Source organism: Serratia sp. CoH_122_TC_1, from assembly GCF_058191755.1.
The window spans coordinates 51053-67714 of sequence record NZ_JBXWLA010000010.1; the positions used below are offsets into that span (position 1 = coordinate 51053).

The window sequence follows — 16662 nt, forward strand, 5'->3', positions numbered from 1 at the left end:
ATGCAGTGACGTTAATAAACCGCGACGAGTTGGCGTGCCGGGTGAGGGAACCACCCGGCTAACTACGGCAGCAACAGGGTTACTTCAGCCAGCCTTTGCGCTGGGCGTCCTGCAGATGTTGCAGCAGGTATTTCCACAACTCCGGTTGGACATCAGCGATGGTCGTGTTACGCGCCAATACTTGCTCCAGACTGATGCCGTTCTCGACCCAGCTTTGGCCGCCATTGTGCAGGTTCATCAGCATCGGCATGGTGCGATCCAGCACCAGCGCAAAGCGCGCGTCGGCAGTTTCGCCATCTTCATATTCCTGCCATAAAGCGGTGAAATACTCGCGCTGAGTGTCCGGCAGCATGCCGAAAAGCCTGCGCGCCGCGGCCACTTCTACATCATGGATTGCTGCACGTGCCGCCAGATCGTAGACCAGTACGTCACCGGCGTCGATCTCAACGATGTCATGCAGCAGCGCCATCTGAATCACCCGCTGGATATCTACGCCTTCGCCGGCATAAGGGGCCAGGCTCAGGGCAGCAATAGCAAAATGCCAGCTATGTTCGGCGGAGTTTTCCTGGCGTTGGGTGCCCAGCACTTTGGTGCGGCGTTGCACGCTTTTCAACTTATCGATTTCCATCAGGAACTGGATGACCTGGGTCATGGAGCCGAAATCTAACGCGGGTACAGCGGATGACATGGTGTAAACCTCAAGGTAGATGGGTTGAAGCCGAACGATTGTAGACCAGTGGGAGAGGGATTTCGATGGTTACACGCGTACACAGTTTTATTTTGGCGTACACGTGTACACTGAAATTATTCTCAGTTAAGCTGCCTTGCGGTAATTTCGAACAATGTTGGGTGTTTTGAGGGGTTGTGCTTTATGGGAAAAACGGGCGTAGTGAAAGCCGGTACCGAAGACGTTACCGTTGCGGCCTATCCGTGGGCGGAAGAGATCGCTAACAGTATCAGCCACGGCATCGGTTTGGTTTTCGGCATCGTCGGCTTGGTATTGCTGTTGGTTCAGGCGGTTGATAGCGGCGCTGGTGCGACGGCCATCGCCAGTTACAGTCTTTATGGCGGCAGCATGATTCTGCTGTTTCTTGCTTCCACGCTCTACCATGCTATTCCCCATCAAAAGGCCAAGCACTGGCTGAAGAAGTTTGACCACTGCGCCATTTACCTTTTGATTGCCGGTACCTACACGCCATTCCTGCTCGTGGGGCTAGACTCACCGCTTGCCAAGGGGCTGATGGCCGTAATTTGGGGATTGGCACTGTTGGGCGTGCTGTTCAAACTGGCGTTTGCCCACCGCTTTGAAGCCTTGTCGTTGGTGACTTATCTGACGATGGGCTGGCTGTCGCTGATCGTGATTTATCAGTTGGCGACCCGGCTGGCTATTGGCGGCGTGACGTTATTGGCGGTTGGCGGTGTAGTTTATACCCTGGGGGTGATTTTCTATGCCTCTAAGCGTTTCCGCTTTGGCCATGCTATCTGGCATGGTTTCGTACTCGGTGGCAGCCTGTGCCATTTTATGGCGATTTATCTGTACGTTTGATCGCTGTCCGGCCTGCGTTAATGCCATGTTGATCCCGCGTTTCTTTTAGGTTAGAAAAGAAACGCTTGTTTCTTTCGGGTATCCAACAAGCCCATGTTTTTTCATTCCTGAGCCCGCCATTACACCTTTGGTGTATTCGTTAACTTTTTCAGGACTCATCACGATGATCGTTCGCTTATCCAAAGCGCTGTTGGTGTGTGCGATTGCCCTGTTCGCCACGTTGGTGGCTTTTGGCAATATCACGGATTACGGTTCCAACTTCGCCTTTGTGCGTCATGTATTTATGATGGACACTATTTTCCCAGACGCCACCATCACCTACCGCGCCATTCAATCCCCTTGGCTGCATCACGCTGGCTATATTGGCATCATTACGCTAGAAAGCCTGACGGCATTATTGTGCTGGGTGGGTGGTTTGCGCTTGCTGTGCGGCCTGAAGCTGCCAGCTGTGGCCTTTAACAGAAAGAAAAAAATGGCGGTTGCTGGCCTGACGATCGGTTTTCTGACCTGGCAGGTCGGATTTATGTCGGTAGGCGGGGAATGGTTCGGTATGTGGATGTCGCAGCAATGGAATGGGGTGCCCAGCGCATTTCGTTTCTTTGTCACCATCATTCTGGTGCTGATCTATCTGGTGCAGCGGGACGGCGAACTGGACGAGTAAAGCATCAGGCAGCAGGCGTGAGCCTGCTGCCTGAGTATTATTTATCTTCCACCAGTGAGTACGGCAAGGGTTTGATGGCCAACTGGCTGGTTGCGTCATCGCGCACCCGTAAAGTGCTGTCGGCGTCCAGATCGTTGTTCAGGACAACCTGTACCCACAGCGTACCGTCGGCCAGCTTGGCTGCGCTCAGTACGGTGCCGGTACGGCGCCAGTTTTCACCCAGTTGCAATTCAACGTCCTCAGCGGCCTCCGGCACTCGCCCGGCTTTGCCTTCCAGCCAGTACAGTGCGCGCTTGTTGGCCCCGCGGAACTTGGCCCGTGCGACCATTTCCTGGCCGGTATAGCAGCCTTTGCTGAAGCTAATGCCTTCCAGGGCCTGTAGGTTGGTGGCCTGTGGGATGAGCTGCGCGCTGTTGGCGCTGTCAATGACCGGGTAACCGGCTTCAATATCCAGCGTTAGCCACTGTTGGCTGTCGTTCAGTTCTGCCTGCTCGTGCAGCTTGTCGACCAATTTCTCGGCAACGACGGTTGTGGTGACCAATAAAAAGCGTTCAGCCGGCAGCGCGAAATGCAGCAGGGTGGTTTCGCCGTCTTGCACGACCTGATGCTCAGCATCCGGCAGGGTGCTGAACACGTCAGCCAGCGCTGCGCGGGCCTGAAAACCGGCGACGCCGAGCAACACTGCGTCGTTATCAGCGGCGATGGTGAGTTTGGAAAATACCGCGTATTTTTTGATTTCAGCCAATTGGCTGTCCAGCACGCTGCGGCGTTCCAGATAGGCAAAGCCTTCACCGCGGTGGAACAGACGCAGGTTGCTCCACATTTTGCCTTTGGCATCACAGTGGCCGCATAACACGTGCCGATCGGCTGGCAGCGCGTCGATATCTGCAGTCACCTGGCCTTGAAGGTATTTCACTGTGTCCGGCCCGTTCAACGTCACCAATGCCCAATCTTCCAGCGAGATTAAGGTCAGGGGCAGATGGGAAGAAGCGGAAGGTTGACGGGGTGGAAATGGAATTTTATACGCCATAGTAAGACCCTGCTTAACGTTAACTTACCTGAAGGTGTGTTGGCCCCATGGTAAAAGAGGCGGCGGCCTTTGCAAACTGTTATTCACGCTTGCCTCCCCGGCAGCGCTTTTTTTGACATTTAGCGCTTTATTGCGTTTTACGCAGAGAACCTTCTTCCCGGCGAGTATGTCAAATTGTTACTCTATAGGCTTGCGGCCAAGGGTACCCCTTGCAGACAGATCTTTGGCTGATGGAATTATATCGCGCCGGTGTTGCCATACAGTGTGTCAGTTGAACCCTGCGATGGCGTTGCCACGCTGAAAAGAGGTTAGTCATAACAACATGGATATTAATAACAAAGCACGTATCCACTGGGCGTGTCGCCGTGGTATGCGCGAGCTGGACATCTCAATCATGCCGTTCTTCGAGTACGAATATGATCGGCTCAATGACACAGACAAAGCGCTGTTTGTCCGTCTGCTTGAATCTGATGATCCCGATCTCTTCAATTGGCTGATGAATCATGGCGCTCCGCAGGACAGTGAACTGCAGAGAATGGTGACACTGATCCAGACGCGAAATAAAGACCGTGGCCCAGTGGCGATGTGATGTCCGTATTTCCTGGCGCACCCAGTTACTTTCGCTGCTGACACACGGCGCACTGATCCTACTGATTCTGATTTCACCCTGGCCGGAGGGTTACGGCCCAATCTGGCTGGTCCTGCTGACGCTGGTGGTGTTTGAATGTATTCGTAGCCAGAAGCGCATTGCGTCGCGGCAGGGTGAACTACACCTGCTGGCGAATCAACGCGTGGGCTGGCACGGGCAGGAATGGCAACTGGTAAAACAGCCCTGGATGCCGCGTTACGGCATTTTGTTGACGTTGCAGCCGGCCCAAGGGAAAAAACGTCGTCGGTTGTGGCTGGCTTCCGATTCTATGGCTAAAGCCGATTGGCGGCATTTGCGTCAGGCGCTGCTGTATCCGCCCACCGGTGATGGCGAGGAACCCTGATGAAGCCGACGCTCTGGCTGGTGGAAGATGAGCCTAGCATTGCTGACACGCTGATTTATACCCTGGAAAGCGAAGGCTTTCAGGTGCGCTGGTTCGAGCGTGGCGAGCCGGCATTGCAGGCGTTGGCGCAGGGTGCGCCAGCGCTGGCTATCCTCGATGTCGGCCTGCCAGATATCAACGGTTTTGAACTGTGCCGCCGGCTGTTATCGCAGTCGGCGGATTTACCCATTTTGTTTCTCACAGCCCGCAGCGATGAAGTTGACCGCCTGATTGGGTTAGAGATTGGTGCCGACGATTACGTTGCCAAGCCTTTTTCCCCACGAGAAGTCAGTGCCCGTGTGCGCACCATTTTACGTCGCCTGCAAAAACAGCAACGTTTGCAACAGCCTGCGTTGTACAGCTTTGGTCCTTTTGGGATGGATGAGCAGGCCGCGGCCATCTATTACCATCAGCAGCCACTGCCATTGACCCGCTACGAATTTTTGTTGCTGAAAACCCTGTTGCTGGCGCCCGGACGGGTATTTTCACGTCAGCAGTTAATGGACAGTGTCTGGTCTCAGGCCGAGGAAAGCCTGGATCGTACCGTCGATACGCATATCAAAACGTTGCGTGCCAAGTTGCGCGCGATCGATCCCGGTGAACCGCCGATCCACACCCATCGAGGCCTGGGCTATAGCGTGAGCCGTCAGCCATGAGAATAGGTTTGCGCCTGCTGCTGGGATATTTCCTGATTGTGGCTGTCGCAGGTTATTTCGTGTTGAGCATTTTTGTGCAGGAAGTGAAACCCGGTGTGCGGCGGGCGACCGAAGGCACATTGGTGGATACAGCCAATCTGCTGGCGCAGATCGCCCGTCTCGATATGCAGCGTGACGACGTGGCACACGGGCAACTGGCGCAGGCGTTTGCCCAACTCAATCAACGGCCCATCGGCGCCAATATTGCCGGTATCCGCAAGGATCGCAGCGAATATCACGTCTACCTCACCGATCTTCAAGGCAACGTCATTTTTGATTCCAGCGGACAGGCGCTCGGGCAGGATTACTCACGCTGGAATGACGTCTATTTGACGTTACGTGGCCAATACGGTGCGCGCAGCACCCGCAGCAATCCACAGGATGAAAACAGTTCAGTCATGTACGTCGCCGCACCGGTGTTGGAGCAAGGAAAAATCATCGGTGTGCTCAGCGTCGGTAAACCCAACAGCACCATGGCACCGGTAATCAAACGCAGCGAGCGACGCATTCTATGGGCTGGTGCGCTGTTATTGGGGATTGCACTGCTGATCGGTTTGGGTTTTGTTTGGTGGATAAACCGCTCGATTGGTCGGTTGGTGCGCTACGCTGACGGCGTGGCGCAGGGCGAAAGCATACCGCTGCCGAAAATGGGCGGCCATGAGCTGAAGCAATTGGCACAATCGTTGGAAAGCATGCGCGTGAAGCTGGAAGGTAAGGCTTACATCGAACAGTACGTGCATACCCTGACCCATGAGCTGAAAAGCCCACTGGCGGCGATCCGCGGTGCAGCCGAGCTGCTTCAGGAACTGCCGCCGCCGGCCACGGCTCAGCGTTTTCTGACCAATATCGAACAGCAGAGTGCACGCATTCAACAATTGGTGGATAAACTGCTGGTGCAGGCGCGGCTGGAAAGCCGGCCCGGTCTGGAATTGGCACCTTTGGCGATGGCTGTGCTGGTACGTCAGGCCGTGGCAGGTAAAGAGGCGCAGGCATCGCAGCGTAGCGTTTTGCTCCAGATTGAGGAGGTTGAGGAAATGACCTTGACCGGTGATGGGCTGCTGATCAGCCAGGCGCTGACCAACTTGCTCGACAATGCCTTGGACTTCACCCCACCGGGCGGTGCCATCAGCGTGTGCGGCAAACGGCAGGACAACCACTATTGCATCACCATCAGTGACGACGGCACGGGCATTCCCGATTATGCGCTGGACAAGGTGTTCGAACGTTTCTATTCACTGGCCCGGGCCGACAAGCCGAAAAGCAGTGGCCTGGGGCTGAGTTTCGTACAGGAAGTTGCGCGGTTACACCGTGGTGGTATTCGCTTGCATAATCGCCAGCCGCAGGGCGTGGCCGCTATTTTCACCTTATCTCTCTGACTTCACCGTCCCTTCACATAACCACATCCTGTATTCACCAGAGGCCTCTATCGTGGCGTAATAACCTACAAGGAGCGCGCGGCGATGATGAAATCGGTATTGTTTTGGAAGATAACCACTCTGCTGGGATTGATGATCTTAATGATCATTCCGGTGACACAGTTAATGAACGTGATTGAGGAACGCAGCGGTTACCGCCAGAGCGTAGTGGGGCAGGTCAGCGAAAGCACCAGCCGGGCACAGCGCATCTTGGGGCCGCTGATTGTCATTCCTTATAGCGAACGCGAAGAGAAGACGGATGACAAGGGGCAGAAAGTGGTGCAAATGGTCCGCCACCACCGTTATCTCCTGCCGGAGACGCTGCAGGTCAGCGGCAAACCGAATGTCGACGTGCGTAAGTTGGGCATCTACCAGACGCAAGTGTATCAAGGGCCGTTGAATTTTAAGGTGAAGTTTGGCCAGCCCGATCTGGCCGATTTGCAGCGCAGTAATGTGATTCTTGGCCAGCCGTTCTTGCTGGTATCACTGAGCGATTCACGCGGTATCAAAAGTATCTCACCGCTTATCGGCGCACAGACGCAGACAACCTTTGAGCCGGGTACTCAGGTCAGTGTGCTGCATCAAGGGGTTCACGCACCGCTGACGCTGAGCGAATTGCAGAAAACGGGGCTGGACGCTGAGTTTACCCTCACGCTGGCGGGTACCAGCAGTTTGTCATTGGTACCGCTTGGACGCAGCAGTGAATTGACACTGCAGAGTAATTGGCCGCATCCGAATTTCCTTGGCAACTTTTTGCCGGATGAACGTAAAGTGACGGAAAAAGGCTTCAGTGCTCGCTGGCGCAGCACCTGGTTTGCCAACAACATCAACAGCGCTTTCCATTACGACGACGAAATTCTCGGCGAAGAAAAATTGCCGACCTTCAGCACCAGCCTGATTGAACCGGTGGATCACTACCAACTGACCGAGCGCGCAGTGAAATATGCGGTGTTGTTTATCGGCCTGACGTTTATGGCGTTCTTCTTATTCGAAACCTTGACCGGTCTGCGAGTACACCCAATCCAGTATCTGTTGGTGGGGGCAGCATTAGTGCTTTTCTATCTGATCTTGTTGGCCTTTTCCGAGCATTTCGGTTTCGGCAAAGCCTATCTGTTGGCCAGCATTGCCTGCAGCGGGCTCATTGCCTTTTACCTCAGTGCGGTGCTGCGCGGCAGGCTACGCGGGGGGCTATTCGCCGTCAGTTTGTTGATGTTATACGGCGTGTTGTATCTGCTGCTGCAATCAGAAGATAACGCATTGGTACTCGGGGCCGGATTGTTGTTCGCAATTTTGGCGGGAATTATGCTGCTGACGCGTAAATTAGACTGGTATCAGGTGGCCGATCCGGCACGGTTGAGCGGTGAAACACCGGTTGATGAAGGGGAGAGCCGTTTCCGCTTGTGGAAGTAAAGATGGCGTGGGCGCGGTTACCGCGCCCATTGGCATTACAGCAGCGGTTCCATTTCCAACAGGATTTGTTCACACCATTGTTGCAGACGCTCGTCACTCATGTCGTATTGGTTCACATCATCCAGCGCTAGGCCGACGAAGTGTTTGCCGTCAGCGCTTAGCGGTTTCGGGCTGGTAAATTCGAAGCCGTCAATCGGCCAGAAGCCGATAAACTGTACGCCGAGTGGGGCAATGTGATCGTGTAGCATACCGAGCGCATCGAGGAACCATTCGCCATAACCGAGTTGATCGCCCATGCCATACATGGCGACAATTTTCCCCTGCAAATCCAGCGTGGTCAGCTGTGGCCAGATCGCTTCCCAATCTTCCTGCAGTTCACCGAAGTCCCAGGTTGGTATCCCGAGGATCAGGATGGAATACGCTTCCATCAGTGTGGGGGAGACGTCTTTCAGGTTATGCAGGTCGACCAGGTCTTCACCCAGAATCTCACGGATTTTTTCTGCCGCCATCTCGGTGTAGCAGGTGCTGGAGCCGTAAAACAGACCAATCTTCATGTGTAAACCGTTATATTGCCGTAGGTAGAATTGCGTCGAGTATACCCGATTTGTACCGGTTTAAGGCATAATGCCTGTGGCATAAACGCAACAAAGGGAGGACCGCGTGCAACAGCAAGATCATGCATTGATTGAGCAATTCCTGGATGCGCTGTGGCTCGAACGCAATCTGGCAGAAAATACGCTGGCCTCTTATCGGCTGGATCTGCAAGCGCTGGTCGCCTGGCTGAACCAACAAAATACTCCCCTGTTACAGGCGCAAGCGTTGGATCTGCAGGCCTTTCTCGCCGAACGGGTCGAAGGGGGCTACAAGGCCACCAGTTCTGCGCGTTTGTTGAGCGCCATGCGTCGCCTGTTCCAATACCTGTACCGCGAAAACATGCGCACCGACGATCCCACAGCGCTGCTTGCCTCGCCGAAGTTGCCGCAACGGTTGCCGAAAGATCTGAGCGAAGCGCAGGTCGATGCGTTACTGCTGGCGCCTTGCGTGGACCAACCGCTGGAACTGCGTGACAAAGCGATGCTGGAAGTGCTGTATGCCACCGGTCTTCGTGTTTCTGAATTAGTTGGGTTGACCATCAGCGACGTCAGCCTGCGCCAAGGCGTGGTGCGCGTGATCGGTAAAGGTAACAAGGAACGACTGGTACCGCTGGGCGAAGAGGCGGTGTACTGGATAGAAAATTACCTGGAGCATGGGCGTCCGTGGATGGTGAACGGCCAGGCACTGGATGTTTTGTTCCCGAGCAACCGTTGTCAGCAAATGACTCGACAGACGTTCTGGCATCGCATCAAACACTATGCGATCCTAGCGGGCATTGACAGTGAGCGGCTGTCGCCACACGTGTTACGTCATGCATTTGCCACCCATTTGCTGAACCATGGTGCCGATCTCCGTGTCGTACAGATGTTATTGGGGCATAGCGACCTCTCAACAACACAAATTTATACGCATGTAGCGACAGAAAGACTCAAACAGCTACATCAACAGCACCACCCGCGTGCCTGACACGCCGGGTTCAAAAGGATTGGAAGAATGAAGAAAGGTTTAATGCTGCTCTCCCTGCTGGTGGCGTCTGTGACTGGCGCGGCCCATGCCGACGATGCGGCAATCCAAAAAGCACTCGGCAGCCTGGGTATTCAGCAGGCAGACGTACAGCCTTCACCGGTTAATGGGTTGAAAACCGTGCTGACCGATAGCGGCGTTCTGTACGTGACTGAAGACGGCAAACACATTCTGCAAGGCCCATTGTACGACGTGAGTGGCAAAGAGCCCGTGAACGTCACTAACCAGCTGTTGACCACCAAGCTGGAAGCGTTGAAAGATCAAATGATCGTTTACAAAGCGCCGAAGCAAAAACACGTGATCACGGTGTTTACCGACATCACTTGCGGCTATTGCCACAAGCTGCATCAACAGATGAAAGAGTATAACGATCTGGGCATTACCGTGCGTTATTTGGCCTTCCCGCGTCAGGGGCTGAATTCCCAGGCCGAGAAAGACATGCAATCAATCTGGTGTACCGCCGACAAAGCCAAGGCTTTTGACCTGGCAATGAAAGGCGACGCAGTTTCACCAGCCACCTGTAAAACCGACATCAGCAAACACTATGCGCTTGGCGTGCAGTTCGGTATTCAGGGTACCCCGGCCATCATCCTGGAAAACGGCATGATGATCCCTGGCTATCAGGGGCCGAAAGAGATGGCCGCTATGCTGGACGCGCACCAGACCGCAACCAAAACCGGTGGTTAATCGCCGGTGAGCATCAAAACACAACTACGCCGCCGTGCGGTGACGGACGAGAGCCATTTGCCTGCCAGCCTGCATCCGCTGCTGCGCCGTTTATACGCGTTGCGCGGCGTTCAGGCTGAGCAGGAGTTGGAACGCAGCGTCAAAGGTATGCTGCCCTGGCAGCAGTTGGACGGCATTGACGCCGCTGTTGGCATTCTGCAACAGGCGCTGGCCGATCATCGTCGCATTATGGTGGTGGGCGATTTCGATGCCGATGGTGCCACCAGTACCGCGCTGACAGTGCTGGCGCTACGCAGCATGGGGGGCAGTGCGGTCGATTACCTGGTACCGAACCGCTTCGAAGACGGCTACGGCCTGAGTCCCGAAGTCGTGGAACAGGCAGATGCACGTGGTGCGGAATTGATCTTGACCGTGGATAACGGCATTTCTTCCCATGCGGGCGTCGAAGTGGCACACGCCAAGGGCATGCAGGTGCTGGTGACCGATCACCACCTGCCGGGGGAAACCCTGCCGGCGGCGGAAGCGATCGTCAACCCAAACCTGCGCGGCTGCGCGTTCCCGTCCAAGTCTTTGGCGGGGGTGGGGGTGGCTTTTTATTTGATGCTGGCACTGCGTGCACGGCTGCGTGACAGCGGTTGGTTTGAACAACGTGCACTGGCGATGCCGAATCTGGCAGAGCTGCTGGACCTGGTGGCGCTCGGCACGGTTGCCGATGTGGTGCCGCTCGACGCCAACAACCGCATTTTGGTGTATCAGGGCCTGAACCGTATTCGTGCCGGCAAGTGCCGGCCAGGTATCCGGGCACTGTTGGAAGTGGCTAACCGCGACGCGCGTCAATTGGCGGCGAGCGATCTCGGTTTTGCGTTGGGGCCGCGCCTCAATGCTGCCGGGCGTCTGGACGATATGTCGATCGGTGTGGCGTTGTTGCTGAGTGACGACATCGCGCAGGCTCGTATGTTGGCCAATGACCTCGATGCACTCAACCTGACACGACGTGAGATTGAACAGGGCATGCAGGTTGAAGCTCTGCAACTGTGTGACGAGCTTGAACGCAGCAGCACCACGTTGCCGTATGGGCTGGCGATGTATCACCCTGAGTGGCATCAGGGCGTGGTGGGCATTCTGGCATCGCGTATTAAAGAACGTTTTCACCGCCCGGTGATCGCGTTTGCGCCAGCGGGTGATGGCATACTGAAAGGTTCTGGGCGTTCGATAGCCGGTTTGCACATGCGGGATGCACTGGAACGGTTGGATACGCTGAATCCTGGGCTGATGATGAAGTTCGGTGGCCATGCGATGGCCGCTGGCCTGTCGCTTGAAGAGGCCAAGTTCGACGAGTTTCGCCAGCGCTTTGGTGAGCTGGTCGGCGAATGGCTAGATCCGGCAATGCTGGAAGGTGTGATCTGGTCTGACGGCGAATTGGCGATGCAGGAACTCTCACTGGAAACGGCTGAACTGCTACGTGAAGGCGGGCCTTGGGGGCAAGCATTCCCTGAGCCGACGTTTGACGGGACATTCCGCATTTTGCAGCAGCGGTTAGTGGGTGAGAAACACTTGAAGCTGATGGTTGAACCGATCGGCGGCGGCCCGCTGCTCGACGGTATCGCTTTCAATGTAGATACCACCCTGTGGCCGGACAGCAGCGTGCGCGAAGTGGAACTGGCATACAAACTGGACGTTAACGAGTTCCGCGGTAACCGCAACGTGCAGTTACTGATCCAACACCTCTGGCCACGTTAATTTACGGCGGCCTTAATCCGGGGTTTGCTCTGCCAAACCCCGGCATGTTTTCTTCCCCCCACAAAAACTAGCCAACTCGCTATAAACTGACGGCTGGATCCGCTAGAATTACCGGTTCTAATGGCATTTCGCCATCGACGCCATCAACGAAAAAGAACGCTAAAAACATGTTTGAAATTAACCCGGTAAAAAACCGAATTCAGGACCTGTCCGCGCGGACTGCCGTTCTTAGGGGGTATCTTTGACTATGATGCCAAGAAAGAACGCCTAGAAGAAGTCAACGCCGAGCTGGAACAGCCTGACGTTTGGAACGAACCTGAGCGCGCACAGGCGCTGGGTAAAGAGCGCGCTGCGCTCGAAGCCATTGTTGAAACCATCGATCAACTGGTACAGGGCGGCGAAGACGTCACTGGTCTGTTGGAATTGGCGATCGAAGCCGACGATGAAGAAACCTTTAACGAAGCGGTCGTTGAGCTTGATCAACTGTCTGCCAAGCTCGAGCAATTAGAATTTCGTCGTATGTTCTCTGGTGAATACGACAGTGCTGATTGCTACTTGGATATTCAGGCTGGCTCCGGCGGTACAGAGGCTCAGGACTGGGCCAGCATGTTGCTGCGCATGTACCTGCGCTGGGCTGAAGCCAAAGGCTTCAAGACCGAAGTGATTGAAGAGTCCGACGGCGACGTGGCAGGGCTGAAATCCGCCACCATCAAGATCATCGGCGACTACGCGTTCGGCTGGTTGCGTACTGAAACCGGCGTACATCGCCTGGTGCGCAAGAGCCCGTTCGATTCCGGCGGCCGTCGTCATACTTCGTTCAGTTCGGTGTTTATCTACCCGGAAGTGGACGATGATATTGATATCGACATCAACCCGGCGGACCTGCGTATCGACGTTTACCGCGCCTCGGGTGCGGGTGGTCAGCACGTGAACAAAACTGAGTCGGCGGTGCGTATTACCCACTTACCGACCAACATCGTAGTGCAGTGTCAGAACGACCGTTCTCAGCATAAGAACAAGGATCAAGCGTTTAAACAGCTGCGAGCCAAGCTGTACGAGTTTGAGATGCAAAAGAAAAATGCTGATAAACAGATGATGGAAGACAACAAGTCCGATATCGGTTGGGGTAGCCAAATCCGTTCTTACGTGTTGGATGACTCCCGTATCAAGGATTTGCGCACTAACGTTGAAACGCGCAACACGCAGGCCGTATTAGATGGCGACCTGGATAAATTCATTGAGGCAAGTTTGAAAGCCGGGTTATAAGGAACAGAAATGTCTGAGCAACAACCACAAGGCGCCGATCAGGCGCTGGATCTCAATAACGAGTTGCAGTCACGCCGTGAGAAATTGGCCGCGCTGCGCGAGAACGGCATTGCGTTCCCGAATGATTTCCGTCGTGACACCACGTCCGACAAGCTGCACGCTGCATACGGCGATAAAGACAATGAAGAGCTGGAAGCGCTGGGTGTAGAAGTCACCGTTGCCGGCCGTATGATGACCCGCCGTATCATGGGTAAAGCGTCATTCGTTACGCTGCAGGACGTTGGTGGCCGTATCCAGCTGTACGTCGCGCGCGACGATCTGGCGGAAGGCGTTTATAACGAAGAATTCAAGAAGTGGGATCTGGGTGACATCCTGGGTGCGCGCGGCAAGCTGTTCAAAACCAAGACCGGCGAATTGTCTATCCACTGTACCGAACTGCGTCTGCTGACCAAAGCCCTGCGCCCGTTGCCGGACAAGTTCCACGGTCTGGCGGATCAGGAAACCCGCTATCGCCAGCGTTACCTGGATTTGATCGCTAATGAAGAGTCGCGCAAGACGTTCAAGGTGCGTTCTCAGATCATGGCGGCAATGCGTAACTTCATGGTAGAACGCGGCTTCATGGAAGTCGAAACGCCTATGATGCAGGTGATCCCGGGTGGGGCTTCTGCGCGTCCATTCGTTACTCACCACAATGCGCTGGACATTGATATGTACCTGCGTATTGCACCAGAGCTGTACCTGAAGCGTCTGGTTGTTGGTGGCTTCGAGCGCGTATTCGAAATCAACCGTAACTTCCGTAACGAAGGCGTGTCTCCGCGTCATAACCCAGAGTTCACCATGATGGAACTCTATATGGCTTACGCGGATTACAAAGACCTGATTGAACTGACCGAGTCACTGTTCCGCACCCTGACCCAGAACGTGCTGGGCAATACTCAGGTGCAGTACGGTGATGAAGTGTTCGACTTCGGCAAGCCGTTTGCGAAGCTGACCATGACCGAGGCGATCAAAAAGTATCGTCCTGAGACCGATCTGGCCGATCTGGCCGATATGGGTAAAGCGGTTGCGATTGCTGAATCCATCGGTATCAAGGTTGAGAAGAGCTGGGGCCTGGGCCGTGTAGTGACCGAGATCTTCGAAGAAGTGGCGGAAAGCCATCTGATTCAGCCGACCTTCATCACGGAATATCCGGCAGAGGTTTCACCGCTGGCGCGCCGTAATGACGTTAACCCAGAAATCACTGACCGCTTCGAGTTCTTCATCGGTGGCCGCGAAATCGGTAACGGCTTCTCCGAGCTGAATGATGCGGAAGACCAGGCGCAGCGTTTTGCTGACCAGGCTAATGCGAAAGACGCTGGCGATGACGAAGCGATGTTCTACGACGAAGACTACGTGACTGCGCTGGAGCACGGCCTGCCACCGACCGCAGGTCTGGGTATCGGTATCGACCGTATGGTCATGCTGTTCACCAACAGCCACACCATTCGTGATGTGATCCTGTTCCCGGCAATGCGCCCGCAGAAATAAGGCCTTATACCTAAGAGATTTCAAACCGCAGGAAGGTATAGCCAACACCCCTGCGGATTGAAAGACAAAGGGTATTAATATCAGCCGGTACAGGTCACTGTGCCGGTTTTTTTTCGCCTGATGGGGGAGGAGAGAGGAAAGCTGCGCTAACTGCCTAAAACATCAGCAGTTACATGCTATCTCCGCTTGCCCAGCGGGGATAACCGGTTATAATGGCAGCCACACACCGATGCGGGTGTAGTTCAATGGTAGAACGGCAGCTTCCCAAGCTGCATACGAGGGTTCGATTCCCTTCACCCGCTCCAATCCAATCCAATCCAATCCAATCCAATCCAATCTGTTCCTTAAGTCTCTTTCGCTAACAACCCAAAAGTCATGACGTATTTGAACGTGTGTATGCCCACAACCGTATTGCGGGGAAGAGCTTCTGTGGTAGCGCTGTTTGGTATTATTACGCCTTCATATTGCTATGAAGGCGTTTTAGGGGACTCGACAGTGGGATATGCCTGGCAGGGCGGGAGCGTTTACTCCTGGAGACATTCCCGCTGGTTGGGTACAGAGACCAGCACGATGGTGTTAGCGATGCTGGAAAACAGTAACAGGAAAATCAGCATATTCACTGCGCTCACGCCCAGCATCCCCATTATCCAGATATAACCTGCCGAGAACGCGATCTGGCAAATGGCCAGCACGGAACTTGCCAAACCGGCATTTTGCTTAAACGGATTCAAGGCTTGGCTCATCAATATCCCGAAGCCCATAGCAAAACCGACACCGATCATGGCGAACCCGACGAGGTTTAAATAAGCATTCAGGCCCAGGGCTTGTGTGAGTGCAAAGATAACAGCACAGGTTAAAAATAGCGCTTGTGATAATAGCAGGAGCGTTTTTTGCCCAAATTTTGACAGGAGATAGGGCGTTAAAAATGAAGTGGCCATGCTAAAGCCAGCCAGCCCTGTCATTGATATTGAATACTGCCCTGTAGACAACCCCATCTGCCCCATTAATATGATTGGCGAGGTGTTTACATAGGTCAAAATTGCAGTGATAGACAAACAGGTAATAAATAGTCGGCTGATGAATAATGTTGATAATAAACTTTCGCCACTGATTATTTTACTGTTCGGCTGCGTCTCTTTATTATTATGGTAGGTTTCATCTAACCAGAATATACAGACTAAACATGAAATCCCAGCGAAGATGGCCATACCGGTGAAGAGGCTTGGCCATTCAAAGCTCATTAACAGTAAATACCCCAGAACCGGTGCAATAACAGGAACGATGCAAGTAATACCATTAATTACTGACAACACTTTTGAGCGTTTATCATCGTCCAGGGTATCTCTAAGAATGGCAAAGGTGACAACATAGCAGAAGCCGGCACCCACGCCTTGCCAAAATCGTGCAAAAAGAAATTGTTCGGCAGAAACCGTCAACGCGGCTCCGTATGACGCGCAGACAAAAATCAACGCACCCAATAATGCGATGGGTTTCCGGCCGAATCGGTCGGATACCAGTCCTGCGATAATCATGGTCGATGCCATGCCGGCCAAATAAATAGAAAAAGCAGTATGAAGGTCAACGGCAGAGGCATTTAAGTCTTTGGCAATGTCGGGTAAGCCAACAAGGTATAAGTCCACGCCCAGGGGGTAAATTAGCACTAACATAAAGCAACATGCGAGGTATTTGAACATACTGACTTCCTGCAGATTTCAGATCATAAAGTGATAAAAACGCCTAATCAACACAAACACATGCTCAAAAAGTATTTGCACAGAATGTCGCACATACCTTATGTATCAGTCGTTACGATGGCCGCTGCGCTTGTCAGACATCACATAAGATAAGTTACTTATTTTATCTTAATAATAGCCTTTTTCTTTGAAGATTAACGCTTAATGACGCTGAGCATGGTTCCAATTCATAGATAGATCAAGGTTTTTTTAAGTGATCATGAATATATATAACAAGCAAATAATGCTTATTGTTATAGTTGCCATTTAAAATAAAAAAAATAACTTTACATTAAGTTGCGCG

Annotated in this window: 16 protein-coding genes and 1 tRNA gene; 13 read left to right on the plus strand and 4 right to left on the minus strand. The window is 53.8% G+C overall.

The window, feature by feature from the left end:
- Window positions 1–79 precede the first annotated feature (79 nt).
- Entirely contained in the window at window positions 80–688 is a 609-nt protein-coding gene (locus AC2FC2_RS14330) for an HD domain-containing protein (RefSeq protein ID WP_209639610.1), read from the minus strand.
- 183 nt (window positions 689–871) lie between these two features.
- Here AC2FC2_RS14330 and trhA point away from each other — a divergent pair, with 183 nt between their 5' ends.
- Entirely contained in the window at window positions 872–1546 is a 675-nt protein-coding gene (trhA, locus tag AC2FC2_RS14335) for a PAQR family membrane homeostasis protein TrhA (RefSeq protein ID WP_265557026.1), read from the plus strand.
- 163 nt (window positions 1547–1709) lie between these two features.
- Window positions 1710–2207, plus strand: a complete 498-nt coding sequence (locus AC2FC2_RS14340) for a DUF2165 family protein (RefSeq protein ID WP_209639616.1) — start codon at window positions 1710–1712, stop codon at window positions 2205–2207.
- A 37-nt stretch (window positions 2208–2244) separates the two neighbouring features.
- On the opposite strand, the gene ygfZ is transcribed toward AC2FC2_RS14340, so the two are convergent.
- A complete protein-coding gene (gene ygfZ / locus AC2FC2_RS14345) occupies window positions 2245–3237 on the minus strand; it encodes a tRNA-modifying protein YgfZ (RefSeq protein WP_265557025.1) in 993 nt (330 codons plus the stop codon).
- A 322-nt stretch (window positions 3238–3559) separates the two neighbouring features.
- On the opposite strand from ygfZ, the gene sdhE reads away from it, so the two are divergent.
- The 5 genes from sdhE to creD all read left to right on the plus strand — a co-directional run bounded on the left by sdhE (window position 3560) and on the right by creD (window position 7788).
- The gene (gene sdhE / locus AC2FC2_RS14350) at window positions 3560–3826 is read left to right on the plus strand and encodes an FAD assembly factor SdhE (RefSeq protein WP_209639622.1); all 267 of its coding nucleotides are present in this window, start codon (window positions 3560–3562) and stop codon (window positions 3824–3826) included.
- Window positions 3807–4229 carry a protein YgfX gene (locus AC2FC2_RS14355; RefSeq protein ID WP_265557024.1) on the plus strand — a complete coding sequence of 141 codons (423 nt, stop codon included), beginning with the start codon at window positions 3807–3809 and terminating at the stop codon, window positions 4227–4229. The genes sdhE and AC2FC2_RS14355 overlap by 20 nt, the downstream gene beginning before the upstream one ends.
- On the plus strand, window positions 4229–4924 hold the full coding sequence (creB, locus tag AC2FC2_RS14360; protein ID WP_265557023.1) for a two-component system response regulator CreB: 696 nt from the start codon (window positions 4229–4231) through the stop codon (window positions 4922–4924). The genes AC2FC2_RS14355 and creB overlap by 1 nt, the downstream gene beginning before the upstream one ends.
- Entirely contained in the window at window positions 4921–6339 is a 1419-nt protein-coding gene (gene creC, locus AC2FC2_RS14365) for a two-component system sensor histidine kinase CreC (protein WP_490659434.1), read from the plus strand. The genes creB and creC overlap by 4 nt, the downstream gene beginning before the upstream one ends.
- 84 nt (window positions 6340–6423) lie before the next feature.
- Window positions 6424–7788, plus strand: coding sequence for a cell envelope integrity protein CreD (gene creD, locus AC2FC2_RS14370; RefSeq protein ID WP_209639634.1), 1365 nt, complete (start codon window positions 6424–6426; stop codon window positions 7786–7788).
- A gap of 35 nt (window positions 7789–7823) precedes the next feature.
- On the opposite strand, the gene fldB is transcribed toward creD, so the two are convergent.
- The gene (gene fldB, locus AC2FC2_RS14375; RefSeq protein ID WP_265557021.1) at window positions 7824–8342 is read right to left on the minus strand and encodes a flavodoxin FldB; all 519 of its coding nucleotides are present in this window, start codon (window positions 8340–8342) and stop codon (window positions 7824–7826) included.
- A 106-nt stretch (window positions 8343–8448) separates the two neighbouring features.
- Here fldB and xerD point away from each other — a divergent pair, with 106 nt between their 5' ends.
- The 6 genes from xerD (at window position 8449) to AC2FC2_RS14405 (ending at window position 14930) form a co-directional block, all read left to right on the plus strand.
- On the plus strand, window positions 8449–9348 hold the full coding sequence (gene xerD / locus AC2FC2_RS14380; RefSeq protein WP_490659435.1) for a site-specific tyrosine recombinase XerD: 900 nt from the start codon (window positions 8449–8451) through the stop codon (window positions 9346–9348).
- 27 nt (window positions 9349–9375) lie between these two features.
- Window positions 9376–10092, plus strand: a complete 717-nt coding sequence (gene dsbC, locus AC2FC2_RS14385) for a bifunctional protein-disulfide isomerase/oxidoreductase DsbC (RefSeq protein ID WP_209639641.1) — start codon at window positions 9376–9378, stop codon at window positions 10090–10092.
- A gap of 6 nt (window positions 10093–10098) precedes the next feature.
- Entirely contained in the window at window positions 10099–11832 is a 1734-nt protein-coding gene (gene recJ, locus AC2FC2_RS14390) for a single-stranded-DNA-specific exonuclease RecJ (protein ID WP_209639644.1), read from the plus strand.
- Between the two features lie 167 nt (window positions 11833–11999).
- Window positions 12000–13098 (plus strand): peptide chain release factor 2 gene (gene prfB / locus AC2FC2_RS14395; RefSeq protein WP_115185178.1). Its coding sequence is split into 2 segments (ribosomal slippage): window positions 12000–12074 and window positions 12076–13098, totalling 1098 coding nucleotides; the frame shifts between segments, so codons are not numbered across the junction.
- 9 nt (window positions 13099–13107) lie between these two features.
- Window positions 13108–14625, plus strand: a complete 1518-nt coding sequence (lysS, locus tag AC2FC2_RS14400) for a lysine--tRNA ligase (RefSeq protein ID WP_209639646.1) — start codon at window positions 13108–13110, stop codon at window positions 14623–14625.
- Window positions 14626–14856: 231 nt separating this feature from the next.
- Window positions 14857–14930, plus strand: a tRNA-Gly gene (locus AC2FC2_RS14405).
- Window positions 14931–15149: 219 nt separating this feature from the next.
- Here AC2FC2_RS14405 and AC2FC2_RS14410 read toward each other — a convergent pair.
- Window positions 15150–16319, minus strand: coding sequence for an MFS transporter (locus AC2FC2_RS14410; protein WP_209639649.1), 1170 nt, complete (start codon window positions 16317–16319; stop codon window positions 15150–15152).
- Between the last annotated feature and the right edge of the window lie 343 nt (window positions 16320–16662).

What these genes read in the sequence shown, in the direction of transcription:
- AC2FC2_RS14340 (WP_209639616.1), top strand. Translation starts at nt 1,710, where the DNA reads ATGATCGTTCGCTTATCCAAAGCGCTGTTGGTGTGTGCGATTGCCCTG.
- sdhE (WP_209639622.1), top strand. Translation starts at nt 3,560, where the DNA reads ATGGATATTAATAACAAAGCACGTATCCACTGGGCGTGTCGCCGTGGT.
- dsbC (WP_209639641.1), top strand. Translation starts at nt 9,376, where the DNA reads ATGAAGAAAGGTTTAATGCTGCTCTCCCTGCTGGTGGCGTCTGTGACT.
- AC2FC2_RS14410 (WP_209639649.1), bottom strand. Translation starts at nt 16,319, where the DNA reads ATGTTCAAATACCTCGCATGTTGCTTTATGTTAGTGCTAATTTACCCC.
- fldB (WP_265557021.1), bottom strand. Translation starts at nt 8,342, where the DNA reads ATGAAGATTGGTCTGTTTTACGGCTCCAGCACCTGCTACACCGAGATG.
- lysS (WP_209639646.1), top strand. Translation starts at nt 13,108, where the DNA reads ATGTCTGAGCAACAACCACAAGGCGCCGATCAGGCGCTGGATCTCAAT.
- AC2FC2_RS14330 (WP_209639610.1), bottom strand. Translation starts at nt 688, where the DNA reads ATGTCATCCGCTGTACCCGCGTTAGATTTCGGCTCCATGACCCAGGTC.
- creD (WP_209639634.1), top strand. Translation starts at nt 6,424, where the DNA reads ATGATGAAATCGGTATTGTTTTGGAAGATAACCACTCTGCTGGGATTG.
- creB (WP_265557023.1), top strand. Translation starts at nt 4,229, where the DNA reads ATGAAGCCGACGCTCTGGCTGGTGGAAGATGAGCCTAGCATTGCTGAC.
- creC (WP_490659434.1), top strand. Translation starts at nt 4,921, where the DNA reads ATGAGAATAGGTTTGCGCCTGCTGCTGGGATATTTCCTGATTGTGGCT.
- ygfZ (WP_265557025.1), bottom strand. Translation starts at nt 3,237, where the DNA reads ATGGCGTATAAAATTCCATTTCCACCCCGTCAACCTTCCGCTTCTTCC.
- trhA (WP_265557026.1), top strand. Translation starts at nt 872, where the DNA reads ATGGGAAAAACGGGCGTAGTGAAAGCCGGTACCGAAGACGTTACCGTT.